A 25186-nucleotide genomic window follows, 5' to 3' on the forward strand; every position below is an offset into this window, starting at 1 on the left:
TTGAGCGGCTTCACCGATTTGATAGCCTACGCTTGTGTAAAAGCCGTCGTCTTCAGCGCTCAAAGTGGAAACTAAAAGCGAGCCTAAAGTTAATGAAAGGATGTGTTTTTTCATGTTTTTTCTCCTTGAAATTAAAATGGTTAGGTAAGTCTTTTAAAAGAATAAGATCTTATCACAAGATTTCGTTAATGTAGCATGGATTGATAAGATTTTTGCGCTAATTTGGCGTTTTGTTGTTTCAAAAAAAAAAAAAAGGGTTTTTGGGGTGTTTTGGAACCATTCTCAATAATTAAAAAGGTTTTAAAATTTGTTTTAATCAAAGATAGCGATAAAGATGGGGGTTTAGTTGCTTGGTGGGATCGTTTTGGATTTGGCTGCAAGACTCTTAAGGGGGTATTTTGGAATAGCACTCCCACTAGATTTCTAATAACGCTTAAGAAACCACCGCTAAAATCAAGCTTTTTCATTTTGTCATGAAGCACCCAAACACTAGAGATATTTGGGATTTCTGCTTGGGTGGTTTTTAAGGGGGCTTTTTATCGTTTTTGTTACCAACGCAACGAAAAAAGAGCCAAAATTAAATAGGATTAAATAAGATTAAATAAGATTAAATAAGATTAAATAAGATTAAATAAGATTAAATAAGGGCATGCCCCCTATTAGCCCTAATCAAACATTTAGTGCTGTTTAAAAGGGCTATCCACGACTTTTTTCCTATCCACAATGTAGGGGATTAAAGCCATGTGGCGGGCTCTTTTGATCGCCACTTCCACTCTCTCTTGCCACTTTTTGCTGTTGCCTGTCAACCTCCTTGGCATGATTTTATAGCGCTCTGATAGCGTGTGCTTGAGCATGTCTAAATCTTTATAGTCAATAAAGCTGATTTTAGCTTCAGTGTATTTGCAATAGCGTTTTGAATAGCGTTTTCTTTCCATAATGTCTCCTTAATTTTAACCCTTAAAAGGGGATTTCTTCTTCATCAATATTGATTTCAGGCACGCTGTTTTGATACTTGGACGGCTGTGCTTGTAAATTCTCTTTAGCGTAAGCGTTTTGCGCATAACTTGGGGCTTGGCTGAAAGGATCTTGGCTGGGAGCGTTATGATTAGCGGGATAAGCGTTGTTGAAACCCTCATGCGTCATGCTATCTTGCATGGCGTTTGCTTGGGGATTGTCTGACTTTTTATCCATAAATTGCAACGAGTCCGCTGTGATAGTGTGGCGGGAATTTTTTTTGCCTGTTTGATCCATCCAGCTCTCATAAGTCAAACGCCCTTCTATCAAAACGCTTGAACCCTTGCTCAAATACTGGTTAGCGATTTCAGCCGTTCGCCCGAACAAACGCGCATCTATAAAGCACACCTCTTCGCCTAGCGTGCCGTCTTGTTTCTTAAAACGCCTGCTTGTGGCTAAACCTATTGTAGCCGCAGCCGAACCGCTAGGCAAATATTTCAACTCCACATTCCTAGTCAAACGCCCTACCATAATCACTTTATTAAACATGATAAGCCCTTATTCGCTATGAGATCCTACGCTTTCTGCTTCCTCTGTGTGGTGAGAATGCGTGTGTTCGGTTTTTTCGTGTTTTTCTTTAGCGTGTGATGGCTTTTTATTAGCCCTATCCACTAACGCATGCCACGCTTCCACTTCTTTTTTGCTTTCGTATTTGATCACAATGAAACGCAACACGTCTTCATTGATGCGATACAATCGTTCAAGCTCTAAAATCATGGACGGCTCCGCTTTGAAATACGCCACATAATAATAGCCTCTTTTGTGCTTTTTGATTTCATAAGCCAAATTACGCATGCCCATATCCAGGCTCGTTTCAATCACGCCGTGATGCTTAGTGATCACTTCTCTATAAAATTCAATTTTGGATTTAATCTCTTCTTCTACTAAAGTAGGTTTGAGAATAAACATCGTTTCATAATGCCTCATCCATTCTCCTTGTGGTTGTATAGCCCTTTTTTTACTAAAAAAGAGCAAGGTCTAAAAAACTTTCAATTATACCTTGCTTTCGCTTGTTTTTGGATTAAATTTAGTTTTATTGGAATATTAAAGCTCAAAACGAAAAACGCCTTAGGCATTTTTCAAGGGTTAATGATTTTTTGAATGGAGGTCAAATACAAAAAGCCCAATTCCTTTTGCCCTTGCATGCTTTGAATGTGCCATAACCTAAAAATTTCAAAAACCCTCTTATAGCCGGCTTCTTTCAAACGCAAGGCGTTTTTAGCGTAATTTTCGGTAATCTCTTTAGGAGGAGCGTAGCCTAAAACCTCTTTAGCGTCCATTAAACCGGTCGTTTTAATGTGGGCGAAAAATAAAAAAAGCTGGTAAAAATACCGCTCTAACCCCCTTAAAATATCCGCATCCTTTTTGCCCTCTTTTAACAAATAATCATAAATATCAAGCACGCTTTTTTTCAAAAAAAGCCCTAAAATGAGCTTTTGCAAATCCATATCCCCCGCATTGGAGCTTAATTCTTGAATGTCTTCTAAAGTGATGGGCGCGTTTAAAACCGCTAGCTTGTCTAAATCGTTAAACGAAATGCCTAAATCTTCGTTATTGGTTTCAAAAAGAGCGTTTAAAAGATGGCTGCTGATGTCTAAATGTAAAACACTAGCCCTTTCTTGTAAGAATTTCAAACTCTCCCAAGTTTTAGGGGTAAAAAAGCGTGCGCAAATAACTTCATCTTTCAAGGGGCTTTTTTGGAAAAGTTTAACGATAATTTCGCTAGTGTATTTGTATTTGGTGGTGTCGCTTTTAGCATTATAAAGCCCTATGATAAGCCTGTTATGGCTAGGCCGCTCTAAAGCTTTTAAAAAAAGATTGATATCGTTTTCTTTAAATTTCTTATGCAGCGCAAAATCCAGTTTTAAAATGACTAAACTGCTCCCTCCAAATAAAGAATCCTGCTCTAAAAGGGTCGCAATCTGGCTTTTTTCATAATCGCTCGCATAAAAAAGCGAGATTTCTGTGTCAGGATTATTGAGCTTAAAAAGCGCGCTAATCGTTTGAATATAATAATGGATGAAAAAATCAAACTCCCCATACAAAAACACCGCTTTAGGGAGATGCTGTTTTAAATAATGGTCCAAATCTTTACGATACATGCTCTTTAATCCTTTCTGTGATTTCGCCTCTAACTTGCCCTAAAATCAAATCCGCATGCGTGATTGTAACGCGCACCTTTTCTAAGGGTTTAAAAACCTTGTTCGTTTTGATTAAAACTTTAAGCCCTATAAATTCTTTTAACCCCACCACCACCCAATCTTTAACCTCTAAAACCACGCCCAAAAACTCTTTTTCTAAACACTCTAAAGCCAAGCGGGCGAATTTGCGTTTGACAAAATCCCTTTCAATCAAAGCGGCCTTTTTTTGTAAAGCGTTCAATTCAGCGCATAATTCAGGCGTTTCTTCTAACAAATACGAGCAGCCTTTAGCTTGATGGAATAATAATTCTTTTAAAAGCCTGTGTAAGGCTAGATCGCTGTATCGTCTAATGGGCGAAGTGAAATGCGTATAACTAGCAAACCCCAAACCAAAATGGCTTTCTTGCATGGGGCTATAAAGGGCTAAATTTTGAGACTTAATGATCAAGCGCGAAACTTCTCTTTCTATACTCTTTTCTTTGGCTATTTTTAAAGCATGCTCTAAAAAAGGAAAAAAGCCCATGTTTTTAGGGTGCACAATCTCATAATCAAAAAGCTTGGCATAGAGGCGTTTTTGCTGCTCCAAACTTGGCTCTTTGTGGGTGCGGTATATCCCCCTATTTTGAAAATGCTCATCTAATAACTTCGCGCTAGACTGATTGGCTAAGAGCATGGCTTCTTCTACAAGGGTGTGTGCATCGCTTTCTTTTTCTGTTTCAATTTTTTCTATACGACCTTCTTTATTCAAATACAGCTTGTTTTCAAAGGAATTGAAATTAAACCCCTTTTTTAAACGCTCCTTTTTTAATTTTAAAGCCATTTCTAAAAACCCCAAAAGGCTTTGTTGCAAATCTTTATCTAAAGAGCTTTGTTGAGCGCTTAAAAAATGATTGATTTCTTCATAAACGCAATTAGCCCTAACTTCAATGACGCCTTGAGATAATCGGGCGTTTTTCAAATCGTCTAAAGGGATTTCATACACTAAAGCCAGGCGTTTTTCAAACGCTTTTAATGAGCATGCCCCTTGAGACAAACTCAAAGGCAGCATGGGATAGACGCTGTTAGGGAAATACACGCTAAAGCCCCTAACCCTAGCTTCTTTATCCAAACTGGAATGTTTCGGCACAAATTCGCTCACATCAGCAACCGCCACAAACAAAACCCTTTTTTCTTGATCATAAAAAATCGCATCGTCAAAGTCTTTAGCGTCTTTGGGATCAATGGTGATAAAAGGGATATGAGAATAATTGATCCTGTCTTTAAAATCGCTCGCTTTAAGTTGTGCGTAATGTTGGGCTAAATTCAAGCAATCTTTTGAAAAATCCTTAATCCTGTCAAAAAGGCTTAAAGAAAGGTTTTCATCTATTAAAGGGTCTTCTAAAGCCCCTAAAATTTCGCTGATTTCACGCTTTTTAAGATCGATCTTTATCACGCAATGCCTGGGCAATTCTAGTAAGGATTTTTGGCTGTGCTTTAAAGAAATAGGTTTTTTAAAAGGCTCTTTAAAAGGGATAGCCACAATCTGGTTATTTTCTTTAGCCAAGTAAGCTATCATCGTGTCTTGCGCATCAAAAAGAGTGGCTTTAAAAAAGGCTATGGGGCGTTTTTTAGAACATTCTATTTTGCATAAAATCAAAGCGTCTGTTTTAAAAGATGGGGGTAAGTTTTTGATTAAAGGGTCTTTAGGGTAATTTTTCGCTAAAGAAATGAAAAACGCCTTATTTTCTGCCCATTCAATCTTGCCTATATCAAAGCCTTCTTTTAAAAAATAGCGATCCTTGTTTGATTGAAGCGCTTCTTTTAAAACGCCCTTTTCTATTAGAGGAGCGAATCTTTTAGGGATCTTTTTAACCCCAAAAAACAGGCTTCTTAAAAACCCTTGCATCAAAAAACACTTCGCATGACTTCAAACGCTTTTGAATAAGGGATTTGAGAAGCGCTGAACTTTTCAAAACTTAAAGAGGCTTGATAGATGAGCATGTCTTTCCCGTCTTGAAAAGGGATTTCTAACTCTTTAGCCAGAGACAAAAAGGGCGTTAAAAACCCATACGCCAAATCATAAGCGAGCTTGCCCTCTTTAAAATACCCTTTCAAAACCTCTTTATTCAAAGGCAATTCGTGATGCAAACTCGCTGAAGTGGCGTTAATGATCAAATCAAAAGCGCTTTTAGGAGGCTCCATGAAACAATCACAGCCCAAGCGTTGGAAAAAATCCAATCCCCTAGCAGAGCGGTTCAACACGCCCACCTTTAAGTCTTGTTTTTTCAATTCGCACGCTAAAGCCTTAGCGCTCCCCCCAGATCCTAAAATCAAAGCGCTCTGGTAACTCTCATCTCCCAAAGAGAGCCAAAAACCCAAGGCGTCAGTATTGTAACCCACAAGCTCATCATTTTCTAAAACAAGCGTATTGACCGCTCCGCATTCAAGCGCGATACCTTTGATTTTATCGCAAACCTGAAACGCCCTTTCTTTAAAGGGTAAAGTTACATTAGCCCCACTCAATCCCAAATGCAAGAACTCGTTTTTGATGTGGCTTTCTAAAGGGAGTAATATAGGGTGGTAATGCCCCAAAAACCCTAATTCTTTTTGAAAAGTTAAAAAACAAGCGTTATGGATTAGGGGCGATTTGGAATGTTTAATGGGGTTTCCAAAAACCCCAAAAGATTTTAATTTCATTATTCTTTCATTCAGCCTTTTTTAAAAGTTTTAAAAACACATAACCCTTTGTTTGGTTAGAAAATTCAATTTCAGCCCAATCGTTTTGGATTTCTAAAACCTTCACGCTTTTATTTTTTGCAAGCAATCCCAAGATTTTACCTTTTGTGCTAGGAAAAGCGCGCACATTCACGCCACTGACTGCGACTTTATACTCTAAAGGTTTTTTTCCTATTAAGGGGGTTGTAGGGGTTTTTTGGTTGTTTTGAATGGGCGAGACGCTGTCTTGTTTAGACTCGTTTTCTTTTTCTTGCTCTTGTTTAATCTCTTGTTTAGTTTCTTGTTTTTGCGCGGCTGTGTCTAAAGGTGGCGCTGTGTCTTTGGTGGGGCTTTGTTCTGTGGCGGTTGTGGTTGCGTTGGCTTCTTCTTTAGGCGAAAGCGCGCTGTTTTGACGCTCTGTCTCGGTTTTTTCTGCATTTGGGCTTATTGGAGCGCTGTCTTTTTTCGCATAAAAACCAAGCGCAGCATGCGTTAAAGCATACAACAACATGAACGCCAAAACCACCAAAAAAGGCCGCATAAAAAGTTTTAAAGAAGATTTCATCTCAGTTTTCATTCCTACCCTCAACGCTTTTCAAAATCAATCCTAGGGTCAATCACCACGCAGAGCAAATCGCTTATCAAACTCGCCACCAAACCTAAAAGCGTGAAAATATAAAGCGAACCAAACACAACAGGATAATCCCTACTCACAATGCTTTCATACCCTAAAAGCCCTAACCCGTCTAAACTGAAAACAATCTCTATCAACAAACTTGAGCTAAAAAACATGCCCAAAAAAGCCTGCGGGAAACCCGCCACCACTAATAAAATCGCATTGCGGAACACATGCGCATAAAAAATACGCCCCACTGAACAGCCCTTAGCCTTAGCGCTCACCACATAAAGCTTGCCCATTTCATCTAAAAAAGAGTTTTTCACCAAAAGCGTGAGGCTTGCAAAACCCCCCAAAGAAATGCAAAGAACGGGTAAGGTGATATGCCATAAATAATCCTTGATTTTGCCTAATGCGCTCAAACTTTCAAAATTATCGCTCACTAGCCCCTTTAAAGGGAACCAATGCCAATAATTCCCTCCAGCAAAAAACACGATCAACACCACCGCAAACAAAAAGGCCGGGATAGCGTTAGCGACAATGATCACCACGCTGCTTAACACGTCTAAAGGCTCGTTATTGCGTTTGGCTTTAAAAATCCCTAAAGGGATAGAAATAAGATAGATCAAAAGCGTGCTAAAAAGCCCTAACGAAATGGATACCGGCAATTTTTCCTTAATCAAATCTATCACTTTAATCTGGCGATAAAAGCTCTCCCCAAAATCAAATTGCAGATATTTTTTGAGCATGAGAAAATAGCGCTCCCCTATAGGCTTATCAAAACCATAGAGCTTTTTTAAATTTTCTAACAAATCGCTCTCCAACCCTTGAGACGCCCTATACGAACGCTCTTTAACAAGACCTTGGGTTTCTTTGGATTGCGTGTTATTGATTTTAGCCATCATCTGCTCTATGGGGCCTCCCGGGGCTGATTGGATCAGAAAGAAATTAATAGTCATGATAGCTAATAAAGTAGGGATAATCAAAAGCAAGCGTTTGAGGATGTAAGCAATCATTTAGGACCCCTTTCTTTTTTTATCCACCATAAATACGGCGAAAATCCATAGCTAGGGCTGATTTCAGGCATGCCGACGTAATTATACGCTGCGATCCTGTAATTAGGCAAATAAAAATGCGGTATCACATAAAACCCCCACAACAGCACTCTATCCATCGCTTGAATGGCGGCCAATTGTTCCTTGTAATCTTTAGCGTTAATGATTTTTTCAATCAAACCATCTACCGCTTTACTAGAGATTCCCGCATAATTCCTTGTGCCTTTTTCTTTCGCGCTCAAAGAGCCAAAATAAAAGCGCTGCTCATTACCTGGGAAAGACGATTGGCCAATCACTCCTACAATCATGTCAAAATCATAGCTTTTGATCCGATTGACATACTGGCTTAAATCCACTCTTTGGATTTTCATTTCAATCCCTAACACCCTTAAATTTTTAGCAAAAGCTAGGGCCAATCTTTCAAAGGCTGGGCTGTTTAAAAGCAAAGTGAAACTGAAAGGCTTGTTATTTTTATCCACCAAACGCATGTTTTTGTAGGAAAAGCCCGCGCTCTCTAAAAGCTTTTGGGCGTATTTTAAATTTTCCCTCAAATTATAGCCTAAAACATCAACCCCATCGGTTCTAGGCACGATATAAGGCTCTTTAAAAACCCTTTCATCTAAACTCTTTTCATAAGGGGCTAGCAGGGCTTTTTCTTCAGGGCTTGGGAGAGGAGGGGACGCATAAATAGAGTTACTGAAAAAACTGGTGGTGCGCTTGTATTGCGAAAAAAACAAATTTTTATTCGCCCATTCAAAATCAAACGCATAAAATAAGGCTTCACGCACCCTTTTATCCTTAAAAATTTCCCGGCGCGTGTTGAAGAAAAACCCTTGCATGCCGCTTGGCATTTTGTGGGCTATGAGGTATTTAGTGATTTTTTTATTATCCATAGCTTTCCCCACATAGCCCCTAGCCCAAATTTTAGCCGTGCTTTCAAGGCGCCAATCATACGCCCCGCTTAAAAAAGCCTGTAAGGCAACGGTTTCATCTTTGTAATACTCAAATTTGATCTCATCAAAATTGAATTGCCCCTTTCTGCTGGGCAAATTCCTCGCCCAATAGTTAGGGTTTCTTTGGTAGGTGATTTTCTTGCCCACATCAAAAGAAGCGATCACATAAGGGCCGCTAGAAACAGGAATGAGTAAGGGGTTTTTTTCAAAATAATCCTTTTGAAACGCTTTTTTGGAAAAGATTTGCAACTGCCCTAAAATGAGAGGCAACTCTTTATTTTCAGTGGTTTTGAAAATGAATTTAACATGGTGTTTGTCTAAGATAACCGCCTTTTTAACATCTTGGTAATACTGCCTATAAATAGGCGATCCTAATTTCATGATCGTATCAAAACTAAACTTCACATCGCTCGCTAAAATGGGAGCGTTATTGCTAAATCTCGCTCTTTTATCTATCGTAAAAATCACATAGCTATTGTCTTTAGCCACTTCTGCGTCTTTAGCGATCAAAGGGTATTCGGCAAAAGGTTCGTCTAAACTTTGCACCATTAAAGTGTCATAAATGAGATCCAAACCTTCGGCTTTAGTGCCTTTGAGCGCAAAAGGGTTAAGGCTATCAAAAGTCCCTATGGCGTCATTTCTTAAGACACCGCCTTTTCTGGCGTTAGGGTTAGCGTATTCAAAATGTGTGAAATTGTCTTTATATTTAGGCTCTTCGCCCAAGTATAAATAAGGCGTAGCCTTAAGGAAACAAAACGCCCCTAACCATAAACCTAAAATTTTCATCTAAACCAACCCCATCAATTCTTTAGCCTTTTGGTAAGTCGCTCTCGCTAAAGGCCTGGCTTTTTTAGCGCCGCAATTTAAAACGGCTTTCACTTCATCATCGCTGATTTCTCTGTATCTTTCTTGGATGGGTTTTAAAGCCTGGATCATTACTTCAGCTAATTCCTTTTTAAAATCCCCATAGCCCTTATTTTTGAAACGCTCCTCTATCTTTTCTGGGCTTTCATCGCTTAAAAGCATGTAGATATTCAAAAGGTTAAAAATGCCCTCTCTTTTTTCATCAAATGCAATAACGCCCATAGAATCCGTGGCCGCTTTTTTGATTTTTTTCACAATAATGTCCGGCTCATCTAAAAGAAAAATCGCATGGTTAGCCCCTTGATGCGATTTACTCATTTTCACTTTTGGATCATCTAGCCCCATAACCCTTGCCCCCACTTTAGCGATCAAAGGCTCTGGCACTTTAAAGCAGTCTCCAAAATCCCTGTTAAATTTTTCTGCAACGTTTCGCGTGAGCTCTAAATGCTGTTTTTGATCTTCGCCCACTGGCACTAAATCGCTTTGGTATAATAAAATATCTGACGCCATTAAAATAGGGTAATTGAAAAGCCCCACGTTCACGCTTTTAGGGTTTTTTAAAGACTTGTCTTTGAATTGCGTCATTCGTTGCATTTCCCCCATAGACACCTGGCAATCTAGTAGCCATGCTAAGGCCGGGTGCTCATCCACTTCACTTTGAATGAATAACCCCGATTGACTAGGATCAATCCCGCAAGCTAAAAGCAATTTAACCAACTCATAGGTTTGGGATTTTAAAAATATAGGCTCTATGGGGAGGGTGATCGCATGCGAATTGACGATACAAAAAAGGTTTTCATACTCATCTTGCAATTCTACCCAATGCTTGATCGCTCCTAGATAGTTGCCCAAGTGGATTTGCCCGGTAGGTTGGATGCCTGAAAAGACTCGTTTTTTTTGCATGTTGTTTCTCGTTGGTTTAGTTAGTGTTATTGTAACCACCTAATTTTAATATTTTAATTTATCTTGGTTTTTAAGAACGCTTGATCCCAGAAAAGAGTAACACTTCATAGCTCAATTTTTCAAACGCCATGTTTTGGAAAAAATGTTTTTTTTGCTTGAAACTCAGCGTTGAACCCCCCAAAAGACCGCATTTTTTAAGGTAATTCAAGCAATCTTGTTTGCGGTTGAAATAAAGAGCGAAGCGCTTGTTTTCTAATTCTATTTGAAAATGTTTAAAAGCGTTTTTAATCAAAGATTTGAGCGTTTTGAGATCCCTTAAAGGCGAAAGCGTGCCTAAAAACTCATGCACTTCATGCAAACTAAAATCCGTATGGATAGCTAAAGCCACCTCTTGACTAAAAAGAGCGATTTTTTCTAAAACGCTTTTTAAATCCCTTGCCCATTGCAAAGATGAAGAGGACACAACCAGATCATAAGTGCAAAAAACATGTTCTTCAAAATCCGCATGCTCTAAAGAGATTTTTTGAATGTTAAGAGAATGCGTAGGGTGTAATTTGAGCATGTTCATGGAATTATCCAAAGCGATAAAATTTTCAATCACAATATTTTGCCGCTCTAAAGCGTTAAAAACAGCCCCACTCCCTGATCCGAGATCCAAAACTTTAGCGTAATGTTTTTGTTTTAAAAATTGGACAAGATGAATAGCGATTTGTTGCTGGATATGGGCAAAGAGGTGATAAGTTTTGGCATGCTTATTGAATGCATGCTGATTGAATGAATAAAAAGAGTCCAACACCACCGCCTTTAATACGCCACGCTTGAAATTAAAACTAAATTTTAGTGTATTCTTAGCAAATTTTAGATAAGATCAAGCGTAATTTTTTCTAAATTTTAGGGATTTAAGGGATCGGTGTTTATGACGAGTGCTCTGTTAGGCTTACAAATTGTTTTAGCGGTATTGATTGTGGTGGTGGTTTTGTTGCAAAAAAGTTCTAGCATCGGCTTAGGGGCTTATAGCGGGAGCAACGAGTCTTTATTTGGCGCTAAAGGGCCCGCAAGCTTTATGGCGAAATTGACCATGTTTTTAGGGCTGTTATTTGTCATCAACACCATCGCTTTGGGCTATTTTTACAACAAAGAATACGGCAAAAGCGTTTTAGATGAAACTAAAACTAAGCTTTCACCCTTAGTCCCCGCCACCGGCACGCTTAACCCTACGCTCAATCCCACATTAAACCCAACGCTCAACCCTTTAGAGCAAGCCCCCGCTAACCCTTTAATGCCTACACAAACGCCTAACGAACTCCCTAAAGAGCCAGCCAAAGCGTCTTCTGTTGAAAACCCCAAACAGAATGAAAAAAATGAAAAAAATGACGCCAAAGAGAATGGTATAAAGGGTGTTGAAAAAACCAAAGAGAACGCCAAAACGCCCCCAACCACCCACCAAAAGCCTAAAACGCATGCGCAAACCAACGCCCACACAAACCAAAAAAAGGATTAAAAATAATGTTACAAGCCATTTATAACGAAACCAAAGATTTGATGCAAAAAAGCGTTCAAGCTTTAAACAGAGATTTTTCCACTCTAAGGAGTGCGAAAGTTTCAGTCAATATTTTAGATCACATCAAAGTGGATTATTACGGCACGCCCACCGCCTTAAACCAAGTCGGCTCCGTGATGAGCTTGGATGCGACCACCCTTCAAATCAACCCATGGGAAAAAAACCTGCTCAAAGAAATTGAACGATCCATTCAAGAAGCCAATATCGGCGTCAATCCTAATAACGACGGCGAAACGATCAAGCTTTTTTTCCCACCCATGACAAGTGAGCAAAGGAAACTCATCGCAAAAGACGCCAAAGCGATGGGCGAAAAGGCTAAAGTGGCTGTGAGGAATATCCGCCAAGACGCTAACAACAAGATAAAAAAATTAGAAAAAGACAAAGAAATCAGCGAAGATGAAAGCAAGAAAGCCCAAGAGCAGATCCAAAAAACCACCGATGAAGCCATTAAAAAAATTGATGAAAGCGTGAAAAACAAAGAAGACGCGATTTTAAAGGTCTAAACCATGGATATTAAGGCATGTTATCAAAACGCTAAAGCGCTATTAGAGGGGCATTTCTTGCTCAGTAGCGGGTTTCATTCTAATTATTATTTGCAATCCGCTAAAGTTTTAGAAGATCCCAAACTAGCCGAACAATTAGCGCTAGAATTAGCCAAACAGATCCAAGAAGCCCATTTGAATATTGAATGCGTGTGCTCGCCTGCTATTGGGGGGATCTTGGCTGGGTATGAGCTTGCAAGGGCTTTGGGCGTGCGTTTCATCTTCACTGAAAGGGTGGATAATACCATGGCGTTAAGGCGTGGCTTTGAAGTCAAAAAAAACGAAAAAATTTTAGTGTGTGAGGACATTATCACTACGGGAAAATCCGCCATGGAATGCGCTAAAGTTTTAGAAGAAAAGGGCGCTCAAATCGTGGCTTTTGGCGCTCTAGCTAATCGGGGTATTTGCAAACGCACCCATTCTCACTTGAAAGCCCAAGAGGGTGCATGTTTGCCCAGCCATTTGCCCTTATTTGCTTTAGAAGATTTTGTTTTTGACATGCACAAGCCTAGCTCTTGCCCTTTATGCGCTAGTAGCGTTGCTATCAAACCGGGAAGTCGTGGCAACTAAAAAAACCAAAAGAAATAAAATCTTAGAAAAAAAACGCGCTTTAGAAAGCCCTTTAAAAGGGCTGTATCTCTCTTTACGCTTAAAGGCTTTCATCACCGATATTTTTATGATTTACACCCCCATGCTTTACATAATGACTTATGCGATTTTAGGGAGCGCGAAGGATTTTAGGGAAAACCAGAGTGCGATTTTTTTATGCCTGCTTTTTTACGCCCTAACGCACAGCTTTTTTATCGCTTTTAAATCCCAGAGCCCTGGCATGCGTTACGCTCAGTTTAAATTGGTCAAAAATAATGGCGAAAAAGTGGGCTTTTTTTTAGCGTTGTGGCGCTTTGTTTTGTGGGTGTTGAGCATGGGGTTACTCATAGGGTTTGTTGCACCTTTTATTTTTAAGTTTTTTTTGCATGACAAACTCAGCGGCACTCGTATTGAGATCATCAAGGAGGAAACATGAAAAATTTAGTGATTTTAAGCGGGGCTGGCATTTCAGCAGAAAGCGGGATTAAAACCTTTAGAGACGCTGATGGCTTGTGGGAAGGGCATGACATCATGGAAGTCGCTTCGCCTTATGGCTGGAAAAAGAACCCGCAAAAGGTGTTGGATTTTTACAACCAAAGGCGCCGACAGCTTTTTGAAGTTTATCCTAACAAAGCCCATAAGGCTTTAGCGGAATTGGAAAAACACTATCAAGTCAATATCATCACCCAAAATGTAGATGATTTGCATGAAAGGGCGGGTTCTTCTCGCATTTTGCACTTGCATGGGGAATTATTGAGCGTTCGCAGCGAAAAAGATCCTAATTTAATTTATAGGTGGGAAAAGGACTTGAATTTAGGCGACTTGGCTAAAGACAAATCGCAATTACGCCCTGATATTGTGTGGTTTGGCGAAGCGGTGCCTTTGCTTAAAGAAGCGATTTCTTTAGTCAAACAAGCGCATCTTTTAATCATCATTGGCACTTCTTTGCAAGTCTATCCGGCCGCTAGCCTCTACACGCATGCGCATAAAGACGCCCTCATTTATTACATTGACCCTAAGGCTAAAAACGCCCGTTTGCCCCAGAATATCCAATGCATTAATGAAAGCGCAGTGCATGCCATGCAAGATTTAATGCCCAAACTCATAGAAATGGCCTCTTAAGAGATGTTAAAATAATTTTTATTTTTTCAGCTAACGATTAGCAAAAACATGGTTTAATTGGCTTCATCATTTGCTGAAAGTAATAATTAAAGGAGTCTGAGAGCCTAATGCAACAAGCCACAGAAGCATTGAATCACCCCTATTTTGGCGTTTTTGTTTTGTTGGTATTCACCTTTTGGGTGTTTAACTTAACCTTAAGGATCCAAAGGTTTTTAAGCCGTAAAATGGCTCAAAAAAAGGGCGAAAAGCTCAAGCTCGCTCCCTATGAATGCGGGCCTGTGGCTCTCAAACAGCCTAATAGAGTGTCGCACCATTTCTATATCATGGCCATGCTTTTTATTTTATTTGATGTAGAAATCGTTTTCATGTTCCCTTGGGCGATTGATTTTAAAAAATTAGGTTTGTTTGGGCTTATTGAAATGCTAGGCTTTGTCTTCTTTTTAGCCATTGGTTTTATTTACGCTTTAAAGCGAAACGCTTTGAGCTGGCAAAAATTAGAGGTGAAATAATGCAACAAGCACCGGTTGTTCTAAGCACTTTGGATAAATTATTGAATTGGGGGCGTTCTAATTCGCTCTGGCCCTTAACTTATGGTTTGGCGTGTTGCGCGATTGAGATGATGGCAACAGGGGGTTCAAGGTTTGATTTTGACAGATTCGGCACGATTTTTAGAGCGAGTCCTAGGCAATCGGATGTGATGATCATCGCTGGCACGCTCACTAAAAAGCATGCCGAATTCATGCGCAGACTCTATGATCAAATGCCTGAGCCTAAATGGGTGATTTCTATGGGGAGTTGCGCTAACACGGGCGGGATGTTCAACACTTATGCGACCGTTCAAGGAGCGGACAGGATCGTTCCTGTGGATATTTACTTGCCCGGTTGCGCGCCACGCCCAGAAACTTTACAATACGCTCTTATGGTTTTGCAAGATAAAATCAGACGCTCTAAAGCGATCAAACAAGACGCTCCCAAAAGGTTAGTGTGATGGTAAGAAAACAATCCCCCTATGAAGATGTGCAAAAACAATCGCGCCAGCATGACCCCTATAAAATCATAGAACCCACCCCTAAAAAATATTTAGAGGGCAGCGCTTATGAGATCATTTACAACCACCTTTCTTACAAGCATGAGATTTTAGACAAATACATAGAAACGAACACGGCTGTGTTTTGGATCAAAAAAGACGATATTTTTTCTGTCGCTACGATTTTAAGGCATTTGGGTTATGAGTGTCTGAGCGAAATGAGCGCGATAGATTTGTGCGCTAAAAAAGGGTATTTTGAATTGTTTTATCAATTCGTGGGTTTTAGCGATAGTTGCAAAAACCGCCGTAGGGTACGCGTGAAATGCGTTTTGTTGCCTAATGAGAGCGTGGATTCTTTGAGTTTTTTATACCGATCGGCTAATTGGAGCGAAAGGGAAGCGTATGATTTGCTTGGTATTGTGTTTGACAAACACCCTTATTTGAAGCGCCTTATCATGCCGCATGATTGGGTAGGCCACCCCTTGTTGCGCTCTTACCCGCTCAAAGGCGATGAATTCGCCCAATGGTATGAAGTGGATAAAATTTTTGGCAAAGAATACCGAGAAGTGGTGGGTAAAGAGCAGAGAGACAGCGCGAGAGTGGATGAAAAAGACACTTTCAATTTCGCCAAAATTGGCTATGAGCAGGGCAAGGGCGAAGAATTAAAAGAAGTAGAAGAAAAGCATGCGTTTAAGAAAATCCCTTTTGTCAAAGATTTGCACAAAATCGCCCCCACTATCTTAAAAAAGAGGCTATAAAATGGCTCAAAATTTCACGAAACTCAACCCCCAGTTTGAAAACATCATTTTTGAACATGACGATAACCAAATGATTTTAAACTTTGGCCCTCAACACCCCAGTAGCCATGGGCAATTGCGCTTGATTTTGGAATTGGAGGGCGAAAAAATCATTAAGGCTACCCCTGAAATTGGCTACTTGCATAGAGGCTGTGAAAAGTTAGGCGAAAACATGACCTATAACGAATACATGCCCACTACCGACAGGTTGGATTACACTTCTTCTACCAGCAATAATTACGCTTACGCTTATGCGGTAGAGACCTTGCTCAATTTAGAAATCCCGCGCCGAGCGCAAGTGATCCGCACGATTTTACTAGAGCTTAACCGCATGATTTCACACATCTTTTTTATCAGCGTGCATGCTTTAGATGTGGGGGCGATGAGCGTGTTCTTGTATGCGTTTAAAACGAGGGAATACGGGTTGGATTTGATGGAGGATTATTGCGGGGCCAGGCTCACGCATAACGCTATAAGGATTGGGGGCGTGCCTTTAGATTTACCCCCTAATTGGTTAGAGGGCTTGAAAAAGTTTTTAGGCGAAATGAGGGAATGCAAAAAACTCATTCAAGGCCTATTGGATAAGAATCGCATTTGGCGGATGCGTTTGGAAAATGTGGGCGTTGTAACGCCAAAAATGGCACAAAGTTGGGGCATGAGCGGTATCATGTTAAGAGGGACTGGGATCGCTTATGATATTAGGAAAGAAGAACCTTATGAGCTTTATAAAGAGCTTGATTTTGATGTGCCGGTGGGCAATTATGGCGATAGCTATGATCGGTATTGTTTGTATATGCTAGAAATTGATGAAAGCATTCGCATCATTGAGCAACTCATTCCCATGTATGCTAAAACCGATACGCCTATCATGGCCCAAAACCCGCATTACATTTCCGCCCCAAAAGAAGATATAATGACGCAAAACTACGCCTTGATGCAGCATTTTGTTTTAGTGGCTCAAGGCATGCGCCCGCCCGTTGGGGAAGTGTATGCCCCCACAGAAAGCCCTAAAGGGGAATTAGGGTTTTTTATCCATTCAGAGGGCGAGCCATACCCTCACAGATTAAAAATCAGAGCCCCTAGCTTTTATCACATTGGGGCTTTGAGCGATATTTTAGTGGGGCAATATTTAGCGGATGCGGTAACTGTGATTGGCTCAACCAATGCGGTGTTTGGCGAGGTGGATAGATGAAACGCTTTGATTTACGCCCCTTGAAAGCAGATATTTTTGAACGCTTAGAAGAATTGATTGAAAAAGAAATGCAACCTAATGAAGTCGCTATTTTCATGTTTGAAGTGGGGGATTTTTCTAACATCCCTAAGAGCGCTGAATTTATCCAATCTAAAGGGCATGAGCTTCTCAATTCTTTGCGTTTCAATCAAGCGGATTGGACGATTGTCGTGAGAAAGAAGGCTTGATTTTGAGCGGCTTTAACCCCTTAAATTCTCCCTTAAGCGCAAGCTCTTCAATTAGCTTGAAAGAAGCCTATTATTTAGAAAAATTATCTCTTCAAAAAGGGTTTAAGATCAATTACAAATTGAGCGAAGATAGCTTAAACCTTTTAGAAAAAAGCGATTTGTGCGTTTTGTTTGGGGGGTTTTCAAACGCTTGTTTGAATGAAAATGAACGATTGATTTTAGGAAGCATCAACCAATCAAAACGCCCCTACGCCTTGTTAAGACCCTTACAAGATACAAGAGACTTGCAAGAAAATTGCCTTTTTGCGTCTTATGAAATCCACACGGAAGCGGCGATTTTGGCCTTGATTTTAAGGGGTATTTTGGAACAAACTTCCCGATTAAAAGGGCATGTTTTGGAAAATATAGATGTGGGGTATTTAAGCTCTGAAGCGAACATGAGTGAAGAAGAATTACAAGAACTTATCGCGCTTATTGTTAAAGCAAAAAAAAGGGTGCTTGTTTTAAATAGAGAAATCACTAAGCATGCTAATAACGCCTTTTTATACACCCTTTTAAGCGGGTTGCAAAACTACCTAGAAATTTTACACATCCCTTGCAATGATTCAAGCGCAACGACCGCTTTTTATGATTTTAAAGATCAAGAATTATTGCTAGAAACAGCCTTTAAAGAGGGTATTTTGCCTTTTAAATCGCAACTCCAATCAAAAGATTTAGAACTTTTAGAGCGAATGGGTGAGGCTAACGGCTCGTTTGTCTATGTTTCTTACAAGAGCCTTGAAACCCCCAAATTATCTTTTTCCAAACAATTTAAGATCGCTAACAAGATTAAGCATTCTAAAGCAAAGTTTCAAATCTCCAATCAAACGCTAGAATGCGAGTTAGAAGAAAGCCCCCATTTAAAGGGCTTGATTGCGATTTTAGAAGGGGCGTTTTTTGACGCTTACCCTTATATCCCTATTTTATCCCACTCTCAAGGAATTTCATGATCACAATGAATATCAATGGCAAAATAATTGAATGCCAAGAGGGACAAAGCGTTTTAGAGGCCGCTAGGAGCGCTGGGATCTACATCCCTACTATTTGTTATTTAAGCGGTTGCTCGCCCACAGTCGCATGCAAAATGTGCATGGTTGAAATGGATGGCAAACGGGTTTATAGTTGCAACACGAAAGCCAAAAACAATGCCACCATTCTCACTAACACCCCCACGCTCATGGATGAAAGAAAAAGCATCATGCAAACTTATGATGTCAACCACCCCCTAGAATGTGGCGTGTGCGATAAGAGCGGGGAGTGCGAATTGCAGGACATGACGCATTTAACCGGCGTGGAGCACCAACCTTATGCAGTGGCTGATGATTTTAAAGCGCTAGATTCATGGGCAAAAGCCTTGTATGATCCTAATTTGTGCATCATGTGCGAAAGGTGCGTAACCACTTGCAAGGACAATGTGGGCGAAAACAACCTCAAAGCCACTAAAGCCGATTTGCATGCTCCGGATAAATTTAAAGACAGCATGTCCAAAGACGCTTTTAGCGTGTGGAGTCGTAAGCAAAAAGGCATTATTTCTTTTGTGGGCAGTGTGCCTTGTTATGATTGCGGGGAATGCATTGCGGTATGCCCTGTGGGCGCTTTGAGCTATAAAGATTTCGCTTACACGGCTAACGCATGGGAACTCAAAAAGATCCATTCTACTTGTTCGCATTGTTCAGCCGGGTGTTTGATTTCTTATGATGTGCGCCATTTTGATACTCTAGGCGAAGAATCTAAGATTTTTAGGGTGCTTAATGATTTTTACCATAACCCTATTTGTGGGGCAGGCCGTTTCGCTTTTGATGTGAGCTCTAGCCCTAAAGGCAGTGCTAATCTTAAAGAAGCGCAAAACGCCCTCAAAGAATGCGAAGCGGTGCGAATAGGTGGGGATATTACGAATGAAGAGGCGTTTTTAATAGAGCGTTTAAGAAAAGAGCTTGATTTTAAAATCTACAATCAAGAAGCGTATCGTTTCCAGCAATTCTTAAAAGTATTGGGCGAAGTTAAACGCCCCAGCATTGAAGAGATTAAAACTTCCAATTTGGTCGTTACGATAGGATCTTCTATCAAAACGGAAAACCCTTTGGTGCGCTATGCCATCAATAACGCCCTCAAACTCAATAAAGCTTCTTTGATCGCTATGCACCCTATCAAAGATAACGCTTTAGCGAATTTGTGCCGAAGCTCTTTTTGCATCACCCATGAAGTGGGGGCTGAAGAAATCCTTTTAGGCATGCTTTTAAAAATGCTTAACATTGAAAGCGCGGCTTTAAAAAGCTTAGAAGATTCCAAGCAAAGCATTGTAGATGAAGCGGCTCTTAAAGCCTTAGAAGAAGAGCGAAAAAAGGCTTTAGAACAAGCCGAGCAAGGGTGCAGTATTGGAGAAAACAAAGAAGAAAATAAAGAAGAGGCAGTTGCTTCAAAAGAAAACAAAGAAGAAAATAAAACAGAAGCGGCTACCTCAAAAGAAGAAGAACAAGAAGAAAACAAGACAGAGGTTAAAGAAGAAAAAATTGAAGTCCCTACCAAAACCACTTACTTGTTGCTTGAAGAAGCGGGCATCAATTTAGAAACTTATGAAAAAATTCTCGCTCTTTTGCAAAAATCAAATAACACCCTGCTGGTGGTTGGCGAAGAAATTTATAGCCATAAACAAGCCCATAACATCGCTAAAATGTTGCGTTTGTTAGCCCAAAAAAGCGCTATTAAACTCATTCTTATCCCCCCGAGTGCGAACGCTTTAGGCATCGCTTCTATTTGTCAATTGAGCGAAGAAATTTTTGAACATGAAAAAATCGTAGGCATTCGCGCTCAAGGGGATTTCACTATCAATAGCGACGATAGGGTTTTTGGGAAAGACGCTGTGAGTAAAGTGGATTTTATCTTACCCAGTCTCAACCAGCTAGAAGGCACGATCACTAATGTTGAAGGGCGTGTGTTGCCCTTAAAACCGGCTTTGAGGTTTGAGGGCTATGACTTGAGCGATATCATGCAAGGCTTTGGCTTTGTGGAAGAAAATCTCATAGAATGCACCCACAAACTCCCTACAGAAGCGGGCTTTAAAGCCATAGAATTTGATTATCTAACCAACTATTTCACTAACGACAGAGTCAATCACAGAGGCTATTTATTAGGAACAAGCCATTTTGAAAAGAGCGCTAAAGAATGCGAAACCACAGAATGCGATCCTATCAAACCCTTAAAAGAAAAAATCGTTTTCAACGCGTATTTAAAATACCCAGAAACGCAATTCAATAACGCTACTAATAAAAGCGAGAATTTGCAATTAAGAGCCGGTGTCTATGTGTCTAAAGCTTTCTTAAAAAAATTGAATAAAGAAGTGGGGCAAAGCATCACTTTATTTAAAGAAGAAGAGGAATTAACAGGCGTTTTGTATCTTGATGAGAGCTTGGATCAAGAGGTGTTTGTCATTTCGCCTTCTCTTTTGACAAACCATTCTGGCTTTTTTAGAGAGGGTGTGTTTGATAGCGTGGATTTAAAGGAGCAAGCATGAGCGCTTATATCATTGAAACCTTGATTAAAATTTTGATTTTAGTCGCTGTTTTTTCGGCTTTAGGAGGCTTTGCCACTTATATTGAAAGGAAAGTGTTAGCCTATTTCCAACGCCGTTTAGGGCCTTGTTATGTGGGGCCTTTTGGGCTTTTGCAAGTCGCAGCAGACGGCATTAAGCTTTTCACTAAAGAAGACATTATCCCTCAAGGCGCGAATAAGTTCATTTTCACGCTAGCGCCCATTATTGCGATGGTGAGCGCGTTTGTGTCCATGGCACCCATCCCCTTTTTCCCTAATTTCACTCTGTTTGGCTATGAGATCAAGCCCCTTATTTCTGACATCAACATTGGCTTTTTGTTTTTCTTAGCCGTGGGTTCAGCAGGGATTTATGCGCCTATTTTAGCCGGGCTTGCCTCTAATAACAAATACTCTTTGATTGGCTCCGCGAGAGCGACGATCCAACTGCTCAGCTTTGAAGTGGTCAGCACTTTAACCATTCTAGCCCCCTTAATGGTGGTAGGATCGCTCTCTTTAGTGGAAATCAATCATTACCAAAGCGGTGGGTTTTTAGACTGGCTTGTGTTTAAGCAGCCTCTAGCGTTTATTTTGTTTTTGATCGCAAGTTATGCCGAATTGAATCGAACCCCCTTTGACTTGTTAGAGCATGAAGCCGAGATCGTGGCAGGGTATTGCACTGAATACAGTGGCTTGAAATGGGGCATGTTCTTTTTAGCGGAATACGCGCATTTATTCGCTTTTTCTTTTGTGATTTCTATTGTGTTTTTTGGTGGGTTTAACGCATGGGGCTTTATCCCTGGAGGCATAGCGATTTTGATTAAAGCGGGCTTTTTTGTCTTTTTATCCATGTGGGTTAGAGCGACTTATCCGCATGTAAGGCCCGATCAGTTGATGAACATGTGCTGGAAAATCATGCTGCCTTTAGCGTTATTGAACATCGTGCTAACAGGCATTATCATTTTAATTTAAAGGAGGTTTTATGGCCAAACAAGAATACAAGCAACTTCCTAAACGATCCGAAGTCCATAGCGCGACCGAGCAGTTTAAAGACACCGTTAAAACAAGCTTGGGTTTGGATCTATTCAAAGGGTTAGGGCTTACAATCAAGGAATTTTTTAGCCCAAGCGTAACCATCCATTACCCTATGGAGCAACTCCCCTTAAGCCCACGCTATCGCGCGGTGCATAATCTGCAACGGCTTTTAGACTCAGGCTCTGAAAGGTGTATAGGTTGTGGGCTGTGCGAAAAGATTTGCACGAGCAATTGCATAAGGATCATCACGCATAAGGGCGAAGACAACCGCAAAAAGATCGATTCTTACACGATCAATTTGGGGCGTTGCATTTATTGCGGGTTGTGCGCGGAAGTTTGCCCAGAATTAGCGATTGTTATGGGGAATCGGTTTGAAAACGCCAGCACCCAACGCTCCCAATACGGCTCTAAAAGCGAGTTTTTAACGAGCGAACAAGACGCTAAAAACTGCTCGCATGCCGAGTTTTTAGGCTTTGGTGCGGTAAGCCCTAATTACAATGAACGCATGCAAGCCACCCCTTTAGATTATGTCCAAGAGCCTTCAAAAGAAGAATCACAAGAAGAAACTCCAACAAACCCAGAAAGCCATAAGGGAGATGAAAATGTTTGAAACCATTGCCTTTTATTTCTTTGCGATCCTTACTTTGAGCATGGCGTTAGTGGTGATCACCACCACGAATATTCTCTATGCCATTACCGCTCTCGCTAGCAGCATGGTTTTTATTTCCGCTTTTTTCTTTTTACTAGACGCTGAGTTTTTGGGCGTGGTGCAAATCACGGTGTATGTGGGGGCGGTCATTGTGATGTATGCATTTGGCATGATGTTTTTCAACTCCGCTGCAGAAGTCATTGAACGCAAGCAAAGCCCTAAAATCTTGTGCGTTCTTTCATTTGGCGTGGCGGTATTGCTCACCTTGATTTTAAGTGCTCCTAGCATTGGCGAAAACCTTTCTAATCAAGTCAATTCTAACGCTATTGATGCACAAATCCCTAACATTAAAGCGATTGGTTATGTGCTTTTTACCAATTACCTCATCCCTTTTGAAGCGGCGGCTTTAATGCTTTTAGTCGCTATGGTTGGAGGCATCGCTACAGGGATTCAAAAAATCCATGGGAAAAATCACACGCAATTTATAAAGGAATCTCTATGATAGGGTTAAACCACTATTTGATTGTTTCGGGGTTGCTCTTTTGCATTGGTTTAGCGGGCATGCTGAAACGCAAAAACATTCTGTTGCTCTTTTTTTCTACAGAAATCATGCTCAATGCGATCAATATCGGTTTTGTAGCGATCTCTAAATACACGCACAATTTAGACGGGCAGATGTTCGTGCTCTTTATTATCGCTATTGCCGCTAGTGAGGTGGCTATTGGTTTGGGCTTGGTGATTTTGTGGTTTAAGAAATACAAGAGCTTAGATATTGATTCTCTAAACGCTATGAAAGGTTGAGCATGCAGTATTCTTCTTTGCTGTCAGTGGTGTTGTTTTTGCCTTTAATCGGCGCAGTTTATGCGGGGCTGTTTGGGGCTAAAGCTAAAGCGTTGCATGTGGGCGTTTTCAATTCTTTGTGCGTGCTGGTTTCTTTCATTGGTGCGGTGGTTCTTTTCATTCAAGCATGGCATCATCAAAGCTATGAAAAATATTTATTTGACTGGATCGTGGTAGGGAATTTTAAAGTCGGCTTTTCTCTCATGCTGGATAATATCAATGCGGTCATGATTGTCGTGGTCACTTTAGTTTCTTTCTTAGTGCATGTGTATTCTATAGGCTATATGGAGCATGATACAGGGTTTAACCGCTATTTTTCCTACCTCAGCGGCTTTGTGTTTTCCATGTTGGTGTTGGTGTTGAGCGATAATTTTTTAGGGCTTTTCATTGGCTGGGAAGGGGTAGGGCTATGCTCTTACTTGCTCATTGGCTTTTGGTATCATAAAACAAGTGCGAACAACGCTTCCATTGAAGCCTTTGTGATGAATCGGATCACGGATTTAGGCATGCTCATGGGGATTATTTTGATCTTTTGGAATTTTGGCACCCTCCAGTATAAAGAAGTCTTTAGCATGCTCAATAACGCCGATTATTCCATGCTCTTTTTCATTAGCGTGTTTCTTTTCATTGGCGCTATGGGCAAGAGTGCACAATTCCCTATGCACACATGGTTAGCCAACGCTATGGAGGGGCCTACCCCTGTGTCCGCTCTCATCCATGCAGCGACGATGGTAACCGCTGGGGTGTATCTAGTCATTAGAGCCAACCCTTTGTATAGCGCGGTGTTTGAAGTGGGTTATTTCATCGCATGCTTAGGGGCGTTTGTGGCTCTTTTTGGGGCGAGCATGGCTTTAGTCAATAAGGATTTGAAACGCATTGTGGCTTATTCCACGCTTTCTCAATTAGGCTATATGTTTGTAGCAGCCGGTCTTGGGGCTTATGCGATCGCGCTTTTCCACCTCTTCACGCATGCGTTTTTCAAATCCCTCCTTTTCTTAGGCTCAGGGAATGTCATGCATGCGATGGAAGACAATTTGGATATTACTAAAATGGGCGCTTTATACAAGCCCATGAAAATCACAGCGATCTTTATGATTATAGGTTCAGTGGCTTTGTGCGGGATCTACCCTTTCGCAGGATACTTTTCCAAAGACAAGATTTTAGAAGTGGCTTTTGGGATGCACCACCACATTTTATGGTTTGTTCTTCTAATTGGGGCGATCTTTACCGCTTTTTATAGCTTCAGGCTCATCATGCTGGTGTTTTTTGCGCCCAAACAGCACGAAATCAACCACCCCCATGAGGCCAAAAATTTCATGCTTTTAAGCATGCTGCCGTTAGGGGTTTTAGCGGTCATTGCCGGGTTTTTTGAAGAGCCGTTTTTTCATTTTATTTCTCAAGTGATCCCTGGCGTTGGAGAGTATTCCGTCCCGCTCGCTCTTTTAATCAGTATCACCACCATAGTGGTATTATTGAGCATCGCCTATGCCATATTTAAATATAAAAATGGTATCACTTCCAAAAAAGAGGGGGGCTTTTTATACAAGCTCTTGCTCAACCAATACTATATCCCGCAACTCTATCAAGGGATTGCAAAAGTTTTTAGCGCCATCGCTTCATTCTTGCACCAGGTCGTGGAATTAAGGATCATTGATACGATAGTGGATACTATAGGAAGAAGCGTTTTTGTTATAGGGCGTGTGTTTAGGATCAGTCAAGACGGGAATTTAACCTCCATGCTGCGCTTCATGGTGGCTGGGGTTTTAATCTTATTAGCGTTTGTAGCTTTTTTTGGGAGATAA

29 protein-coding genes are annotated in these 25186 nt (G+C 40.7%); 18 read left to right on the plus strand and 11 right to left on the minus strand.

All coding sequences use genetic code 11. The features are described from left to right. Positions 1-677: 677 nt before the first annotated feature. From rpsR to rpsF, 3 genes are read right to left on the minus strand one after another with little or no spacing between them, the layout of a single operon-like run. Positions 678-935, minus strand: a complete 258-nt coding sequence (gene rpsR, locus IC572_RS04695) for a 30S ribosomal protein S18 (RefSeq protein WP_000440196.1) — start codon at positions 933-935, stop codon at positions 678-680. Between the two features lie 22 nt (positions 936-957). Then, positions 958-1503: a single-stranded DNA-binding protein gene (locus tag IC572_RS04700; protein WP_077652170.1), complete on the minus strand. Its 546-nt coding sequence runs from the start codon at positions 1501-1503 to the stop codon at positions 958-960. A 9-nt stretch (positions 1504-1512) separates the two neighbouring features. After that, on the minus strand, positions 1513-1941 hold the full coding sequence (gene rpsF / locus IC572_RS04705; RefSeq protein WP_001216748.1) for a 30S ribosomal protein S6: 429 nt from the start codon (positions 1939-1941) through the stop codon (positions 1513-1515). Here rpsF and IC572_RS07930 point away from each other — a divergent pair. After that, the gene (locus IC572_RS07930; RefSeq protein ID WP_001120514.1) at positions 1933-2115 is read left to right on the plus strand and encodes a hypothetical protein; all 183 of its coding nucleotides are present in this window, start codon (positions 1933-1935) and stop codon (positions 2113-2115) included. The two genes, rpsF and IC572_RS07930, sit on opposite strands and share 9 nt — an antisense overlap. Here the strand turns inward: IC572_RS07930 and holA are convergent. From holA to IC572_RS04745, 8 genes are all read right to left on the minus strand, one after another. Next, entirely contained in the window at positions 2094-3116 is a 1023-nt protein-coding gene (gene holA / locus IC572_RS04710; protein WP_187855236.1) for a DNA polymerase III subunit delta, read from the minus strand. The two genes, IC572_RS07930 and holA, sit on opposite strands and share 22 nt — an antisense overlap. Then, positions 3106-5040 carry an RNB domain-containing ribonuclease gene (locus tag IC572_RS04715; RefSeq protein ID WP_187855237.1) on the minus strand — a complete coding sequence of 645 codons (1935 nt, stop codon included), beginning with the start codon at positions 5038-5040 and terminating at the stop codon, positions 3106-3108. The genes holA and IC572_RS04715 overlap by 11 nt, the downstream gene beginning before the upstream one ends. Further along, on the minus strand, positions 5040-5831 hold the full coding sequence (locus IC572_RS04720) for a shikimate dehydrogenase (RefSeq protein ID WP_187855238.1): 792 nt from the start codon (positions 5829-5831) through the stop codon (positions 5040-5042). Before IC572_RS04720 ends, IC572_RS04715 begins: the two co-directional genes overlap by 1 nt. 7 nt (positions 5832-5838) lie before the next feature. Then, on the minus strand, positions 5839-6426 hold the full coding sequence (locus IC572_RS04725) for an SH3 domain-containing protein (protein ID WP_187855239.1): 588 nt from the start codon (positions 6424-6426) through the stop codon (positions 5839-5841). An 8-nt stretch (positions 6427-6434) separates the two neighbouring features. Beyond that, entirely contained in the window at positions 6435-7481 is a 1047-nt protein-coding gene (locus IC572_RS04730) for a microcin C ABC transporter permease YejB (RefSeq protein WP_127938181.1), read from the minus strand. After that, positions 7478-9259, minus strand: a complete 1782-nt coding sequence (locus IC572_RS04735) for an extracellular solute-binding protein (RefSeq protein WP_187855240.1) — start codon at positions 9257-9259, stop codon at positions 7478-7480. Before IC572_RS04735 ends, IC572_RS04730 begins: the two co-directional genes overlap by 4 nt. Further along, positions 9260-10240, minus strand: coding sequence for a tryptophan--tRNA ligase (gene trpS / locus IC572_RS04740; RefSeq protein ID WP_187855241.1), 981 nt, complete (start codon positions 10238-10240; stop codon positions 9260-9262). Between the two features lie 70 nt (positions 10241-10310). Further along, on the minus strand, positions 10311-11033 hold the full coding sequence (locus IC572_RS04745; RefSeq protein ID WP_187855242.1) for a methyltransferase: 723 nt from the start codon (positions 11031-11033) through the stop codon (positions 10311-10313). A gap of 123 nt (positions 11034-11156) precedes the next feature. Between IC572_RS04745 and secG the strand changes: the two genes are divergently transcribed. The 17 genes from secG (at position 11157) to nuoL (ending at position 25186) form a co-directional block, all read left to right on the plus strand. Continuing rightward, positions 11157-11741, plus strand: a complete 585-nt coding sequence (gene secG, locus IC572_RS04750) for a preprotein translocase subunit SecG (RefSeq protein WP_187855243.1) — start codon at positions 11157-11159, stop codon at positions 11739-11741. A 5-nt stretch (positions 11742-11746) separates the two neighbouring features. After that, entirely contained in the window at positions 11747-12304 is a 558-nt protein-coding gene (frr, locus tag IC572_RS04755) for a ribosome recycling factor (protein WP_187855244.1), read from the plus strand. 3 nt (positions 12305-12307) lie between these two features. Next, positions 12308-12913 (plus strand): orotate phosphoribosyltransferase, encoded by a 606-nt coding sequence (gene pyrE, locus IC572_RS04760; RefSeq protein ID WP_187855245.1) that lies wholly within the window; start codon positions 12308-12310, stop codon positions 12911-12913. After that, positions 12903-13367, plus strand: a complete 465-nt coding sequence (locus IC572_RS04765; protein ID WP_187855246.1) for an RDD family protein — start codon at positions 12903-12905, stop codon at positions 13365-13367. Before pyrE ends, IC572_RS04765 begins: the two co-directional genes overlap by 11 nt. Continuing rightward, a complete protein-coding gene (locus IC572_RS04770; protein WP_120901701.1) occupies positions 13364-14053 on the plus strand; it encodes an SIR2 family NAD-dependent protein deacylase in 690 nt (229 codons plus the stop codon). Before IC572_RS04765 ends, IC572_RS04770 begins: the two co-directional genes overlap by 4 nt. Before the next feature lie 107 nt (positions 14054-14160). Further along, complete coding sequence (locus tag IC572_RS04775) at positions 14161-14562, plus strand: NAD(P)H-quinone oxidoreductase subunit 3 (RefSeq protein ID WP_120881473.1); 402 nt, start codon at positions 14161-14163, stop codon at positions 14560-14562. Beyond that, positions 14562-15041, plus strand: coding sequence for a NuoB/complex I 20 kDa subunit family protein (locus tag IC572_RS04780; protein ID WP_001183508.1), 480 nt, complete (start codon positions 14562-14564; stop codon positions 15039-15041). Before IC572_RS04775 ends, IC572_RS04780 begins: the two co-directional genes overlap by 1 nt. Further along, entirely contained in the window at positions 15041-15838 is a 798-nt protein-coding gene (locus IC572_RS04785; protein ID WP_187855247.1) for an NADH-quinone oxidoreductase subunit C, read from the plus strand. Before IC572_RS04780 ends, IC572_RS04785 begins: the two co-directional genes overlap by 1 nt. 1 nt (position 15839) lies before the next feature. Then, complete coding sequence (nuoD, locus tag IC572_RS04790; protein WP_000068229.1) at positions 15840-17069, plus strand: NADH dehydrogenase (quinone) subunit D; 1230 nt, start codon at positions 15840-15842, stop codon at positions 17067-17069. Beyond that, positions 17066-17296: an NADH-ubiquinone oxidoreductase subunit E family protein gene (locus tag IC572_RS04795; RefSeq protein ID WP_000819164.1), complete on the plus strand. Its 231-nt coding sequence runs from the start codon at positions 17066-17068 to the stop codon at positions 17294-17296. The genes nuoD and IC572_RS04795 overlap by 4 nt, the downstream gene beginning before the upstream one ends. Positions 17297-17298: 2 nt before the next feature. Next, positions 17299-18285, plus strand: a complete 987-nt coding sequence (locus IC572_RS04800) for a hypothetical protein (RefSeq protein ID WP_187855289.1) — start codon at positions 17299-17301, stop codon at positions 18283-18285. Next, positions 18282-20846, plus strand: coding sequence for an NADH-quinone oxidoreductase subunit G (locus IC572_RS04805; RefSeq protein ID WP_187855248.1), 2565 nt, complete (start codon positions 18282-18284; stop codon positions 20844-20846). Before IC572_RS04800 ends, IC572_RS04805 begins: the two co-directional genes overlap by 4 nt. Continuing rightward, positions 20843-21832 (plus strand): NADH-quinone oxidoreductase subunit NuoH, encoded by a 990-nt coding sequence (nuoH, locus tag IC572_RS04810; RefSeq protein WP_001277305.1) that lies wholly within the window; start codon positions 20843-20845, stop codon positions 21830-21832. The genes IC572_RS04805 and nuoH overlap by 4 nt, the downstream gene beginning before the upstream one ends. A 10-nt stretch (positions 21833-21842) precedes the next feature. After that, positions 21843-22505: an NADH-quinone oxidoreductase subunit NuoI gene (gene nuoI, locus IC572_RS04815; protein WP_024118641.1), complete on the plus strand. Its 663-nt coding sequence runs from the start codon at positions 21843-21845 to the stop codon at positions 22503-22505. After that, a complete protein-coding gene (locus tag IC572_RS04820; protein WP_000464198.1) occupies positions 22498-23046 on the plus strand; it encodes an NADH-quinone oxidoreductase subunit J in 549 nt (182 codons plus the stop codon). The genes nuoI and IC572_RS04820 overlap by 8 nt, the downstream gene beginning before the upstream one ends. Continuing rightward, on the plus strand, positions 23043-23345 hold the full coding sequence (nuoK, locus tag IC572_RS04825) for an NADH-quinone oxidoreductase subunit NuoK (protein ID WP_000579767.1): 303 nt from the start codon (positions 23043-23045) through the stop codon (positions 23343-23345). Before IC572_RS04820 ends, nuoK begins: the two co-directional genes overlap by 4 nt. Positions 23346-23347: 2 nt before the next feature. Beyond that, entirely contained in the window at positions 23348-25186 is a 1839-nt protein-coding gene (nuoL, locus tag IC572_RS04830; RefSeq protein WP_187855249.1) for an NADH-quinone oxidoreductase subunit L, read from the plus strand.

It is taken from the genome of Helicobacter pylori (assembly GCF_014496485.1).
Classification (GTDB): domain Bacteria; phylum Campylobacterota; class Campylobacteria; order Campylobacterales; family Helicobacteraceae; genus Helicobacter; species Helicobacter pylori_DD.

Bases quoted from the DNA above. Each gene is read 5' to 3' on its own strand.
- trpS (WP_187855241.1), bottom strand. From the start codon at position 10,240: ATGCAAAAAAAACGAGTCTTTTCAGGCATCCAACCTACCGGGCAAATC.
- IC572_RS04780 (WP_001183508.1), top strand. From the start codon at position 14,562: ATGCAACAAGCACCGGTTGTTCTAAGCACTTTGGATAAATTATTGAAT.
- IC572_RS04775 (WP_120881473.1), top strand. From the start codon at position 14,161: ATGCAACAAGCCACAGAAGCATTGAATCACCCCTATTTTGGCGTTTTT.
- rpsR (WP_000440196.1), bottom strand. From the start codon at position 935: ATGGAAAGAAAACGCTATTCAAAACGCTATTGCAAATACACTGAAGCT.
- IC572_RS07930 (WP_001120514.1), top strand. From the start codon at position 1,933: ATGCCTCATCCATTCTCCTTGTGGTTGTATAGCCCTTTTTTTACTAAA.
- IC572_RS04805 (WP_187855248.1), top strand. From the start codon at position 18,282: ATGATCACAATGAATATCAATGGCAAAATAATTGAATGCCAAGAGGGA.
- IC572_RS04725 (WP_187855239.1), bottom strand. From the start codon at position 6,426: ATGAAAACTGAGATGAAATCTTCTTTAAAACTTTTTATGCGGCCTTTT.
- IC572_RS04700 (WP_077652170.1), bottom strand. From the start codon at position 1,503: ATGTTTAATAAAGTGATTATGGTAGGGCGTTTGACTAGGAATGTGGAG.
- holA (WP_187855236.1), bottom strand. From the start codon at position 3,116: ATGTATCGTAAAGATTTGGACCATTATTTAAAACAGCATCTCCCTAAA.
- pyrE (WP_187855245.1), top strand. From the start codon at position 12,308: ATGGATATTAAGGCATGTTATCAAAACGCTAAAGCGCTATTAGAGGGG.
- nuoI (WP_024118641.1), top strand. From the start codon at position 21,843: ATGGCCAAACAAGAATACAAGCAACTTCCTAAACGATCCGAAGTCCAT.
- IC572_RS04795 (WP_000819164.1), top strand. From the start codon at position 17,066: ATGAAACGCTTTGATTTACGCCCCTTGAAAGCAGATATTTTTGAACGC.
- IC572_RS04735 (WP_187855240.1), bottom strand. From the start codon at position 9,259: ATGAAAATTTTAGGTTTATGGTTAGGGGCGTTTTGTTTCCTTAAGGCT.
- IC572_RS04820 (WP_000464198.1), top strand. From the start codon at position 22,498: ATGTTTGAAACCATTGCCTTTTATTTCTTTGCGATCCTTACTTTGAGC.
- secG (WP_187855243.1), top strand. From the start codon at position 11,157: ATGACGAGTGCTCTGTTAGGCTTACAAATTGTTTTAGCGGTATTGATT.
- nuoH (WP_001277305.1), top strand. From the start codon at position 20,843: ATGAGCGCTTATATCATTGAAACCTTGATTAAAATTTTGATTTTAGTC.
- nuoK (WP_000579767.1), top strand. From the start codon at position 23,043: ATGATAGGGTTAAACCACTATTTGATTGTTTCGGGGTTGCTCTTTTGC.
- IC572_RS04715 (WP_187855237.1), bottom strand. From the start codon at position 5,040: ATGCAAGGGTTTTTAAGAAGCCTGTTTTTTGGGGTTAAAAAGATCCCT.
- frr (WP_187855244.1), top strand. From the start codon at position 11,747: ATGTTACAAGCCATTTATAACGAAACCAAAGATTTGATGCAAAAAAGC.
- IC572_RS04730 (WP_127938181.1), bottom strand. From the start codon at position 7,481: ATGATTGCTTACATCCTCAAACGCTTGCTTTTGATTATCCCTACTTTA.
- rpsF (WP_001216748.1), bottom strand. From the start codon at position 1,941: ATGAGGCATTATGAAACGATGTTTATTCTCAAACCTACTTTAGTAGAA.
- IC572_RS04770 (WP_120901701.1), top strand. From the start codon at position 13,364: ATGAAAAATTTAGTGATTTTAAGCGGGGCTGGCATTTCAGCAGAAAGC.
- nuoL (WP_187855249.1), top strand. From the start codon at position 23,348: ATGCAGTATTCTTCTTTGCTGTCAGTGGTGTTGTTTTTGCCTTTAATC.
- IC572_RS04720 (WP_187855238.1), bottom strand. From the start codon at position 5,831: ATGAAATTAAAATCTTTTGGGGTTTTTGGAAACCCCATTAAACATTCC.
- IC572_RS04785 (WP_187855247.1), top strand. From the start codon at position 15,041: ATGGTAAGAAAACAATCCCCCTATGAAGATGTGCAAAAACAATCGCGC.
- nuoD (WP_000068229.1), top strand. From the start codon at position 15,840: ATGGCTCAAAATTTCACGAAACTCAACCCCCAGTTTGAAAACATCATT.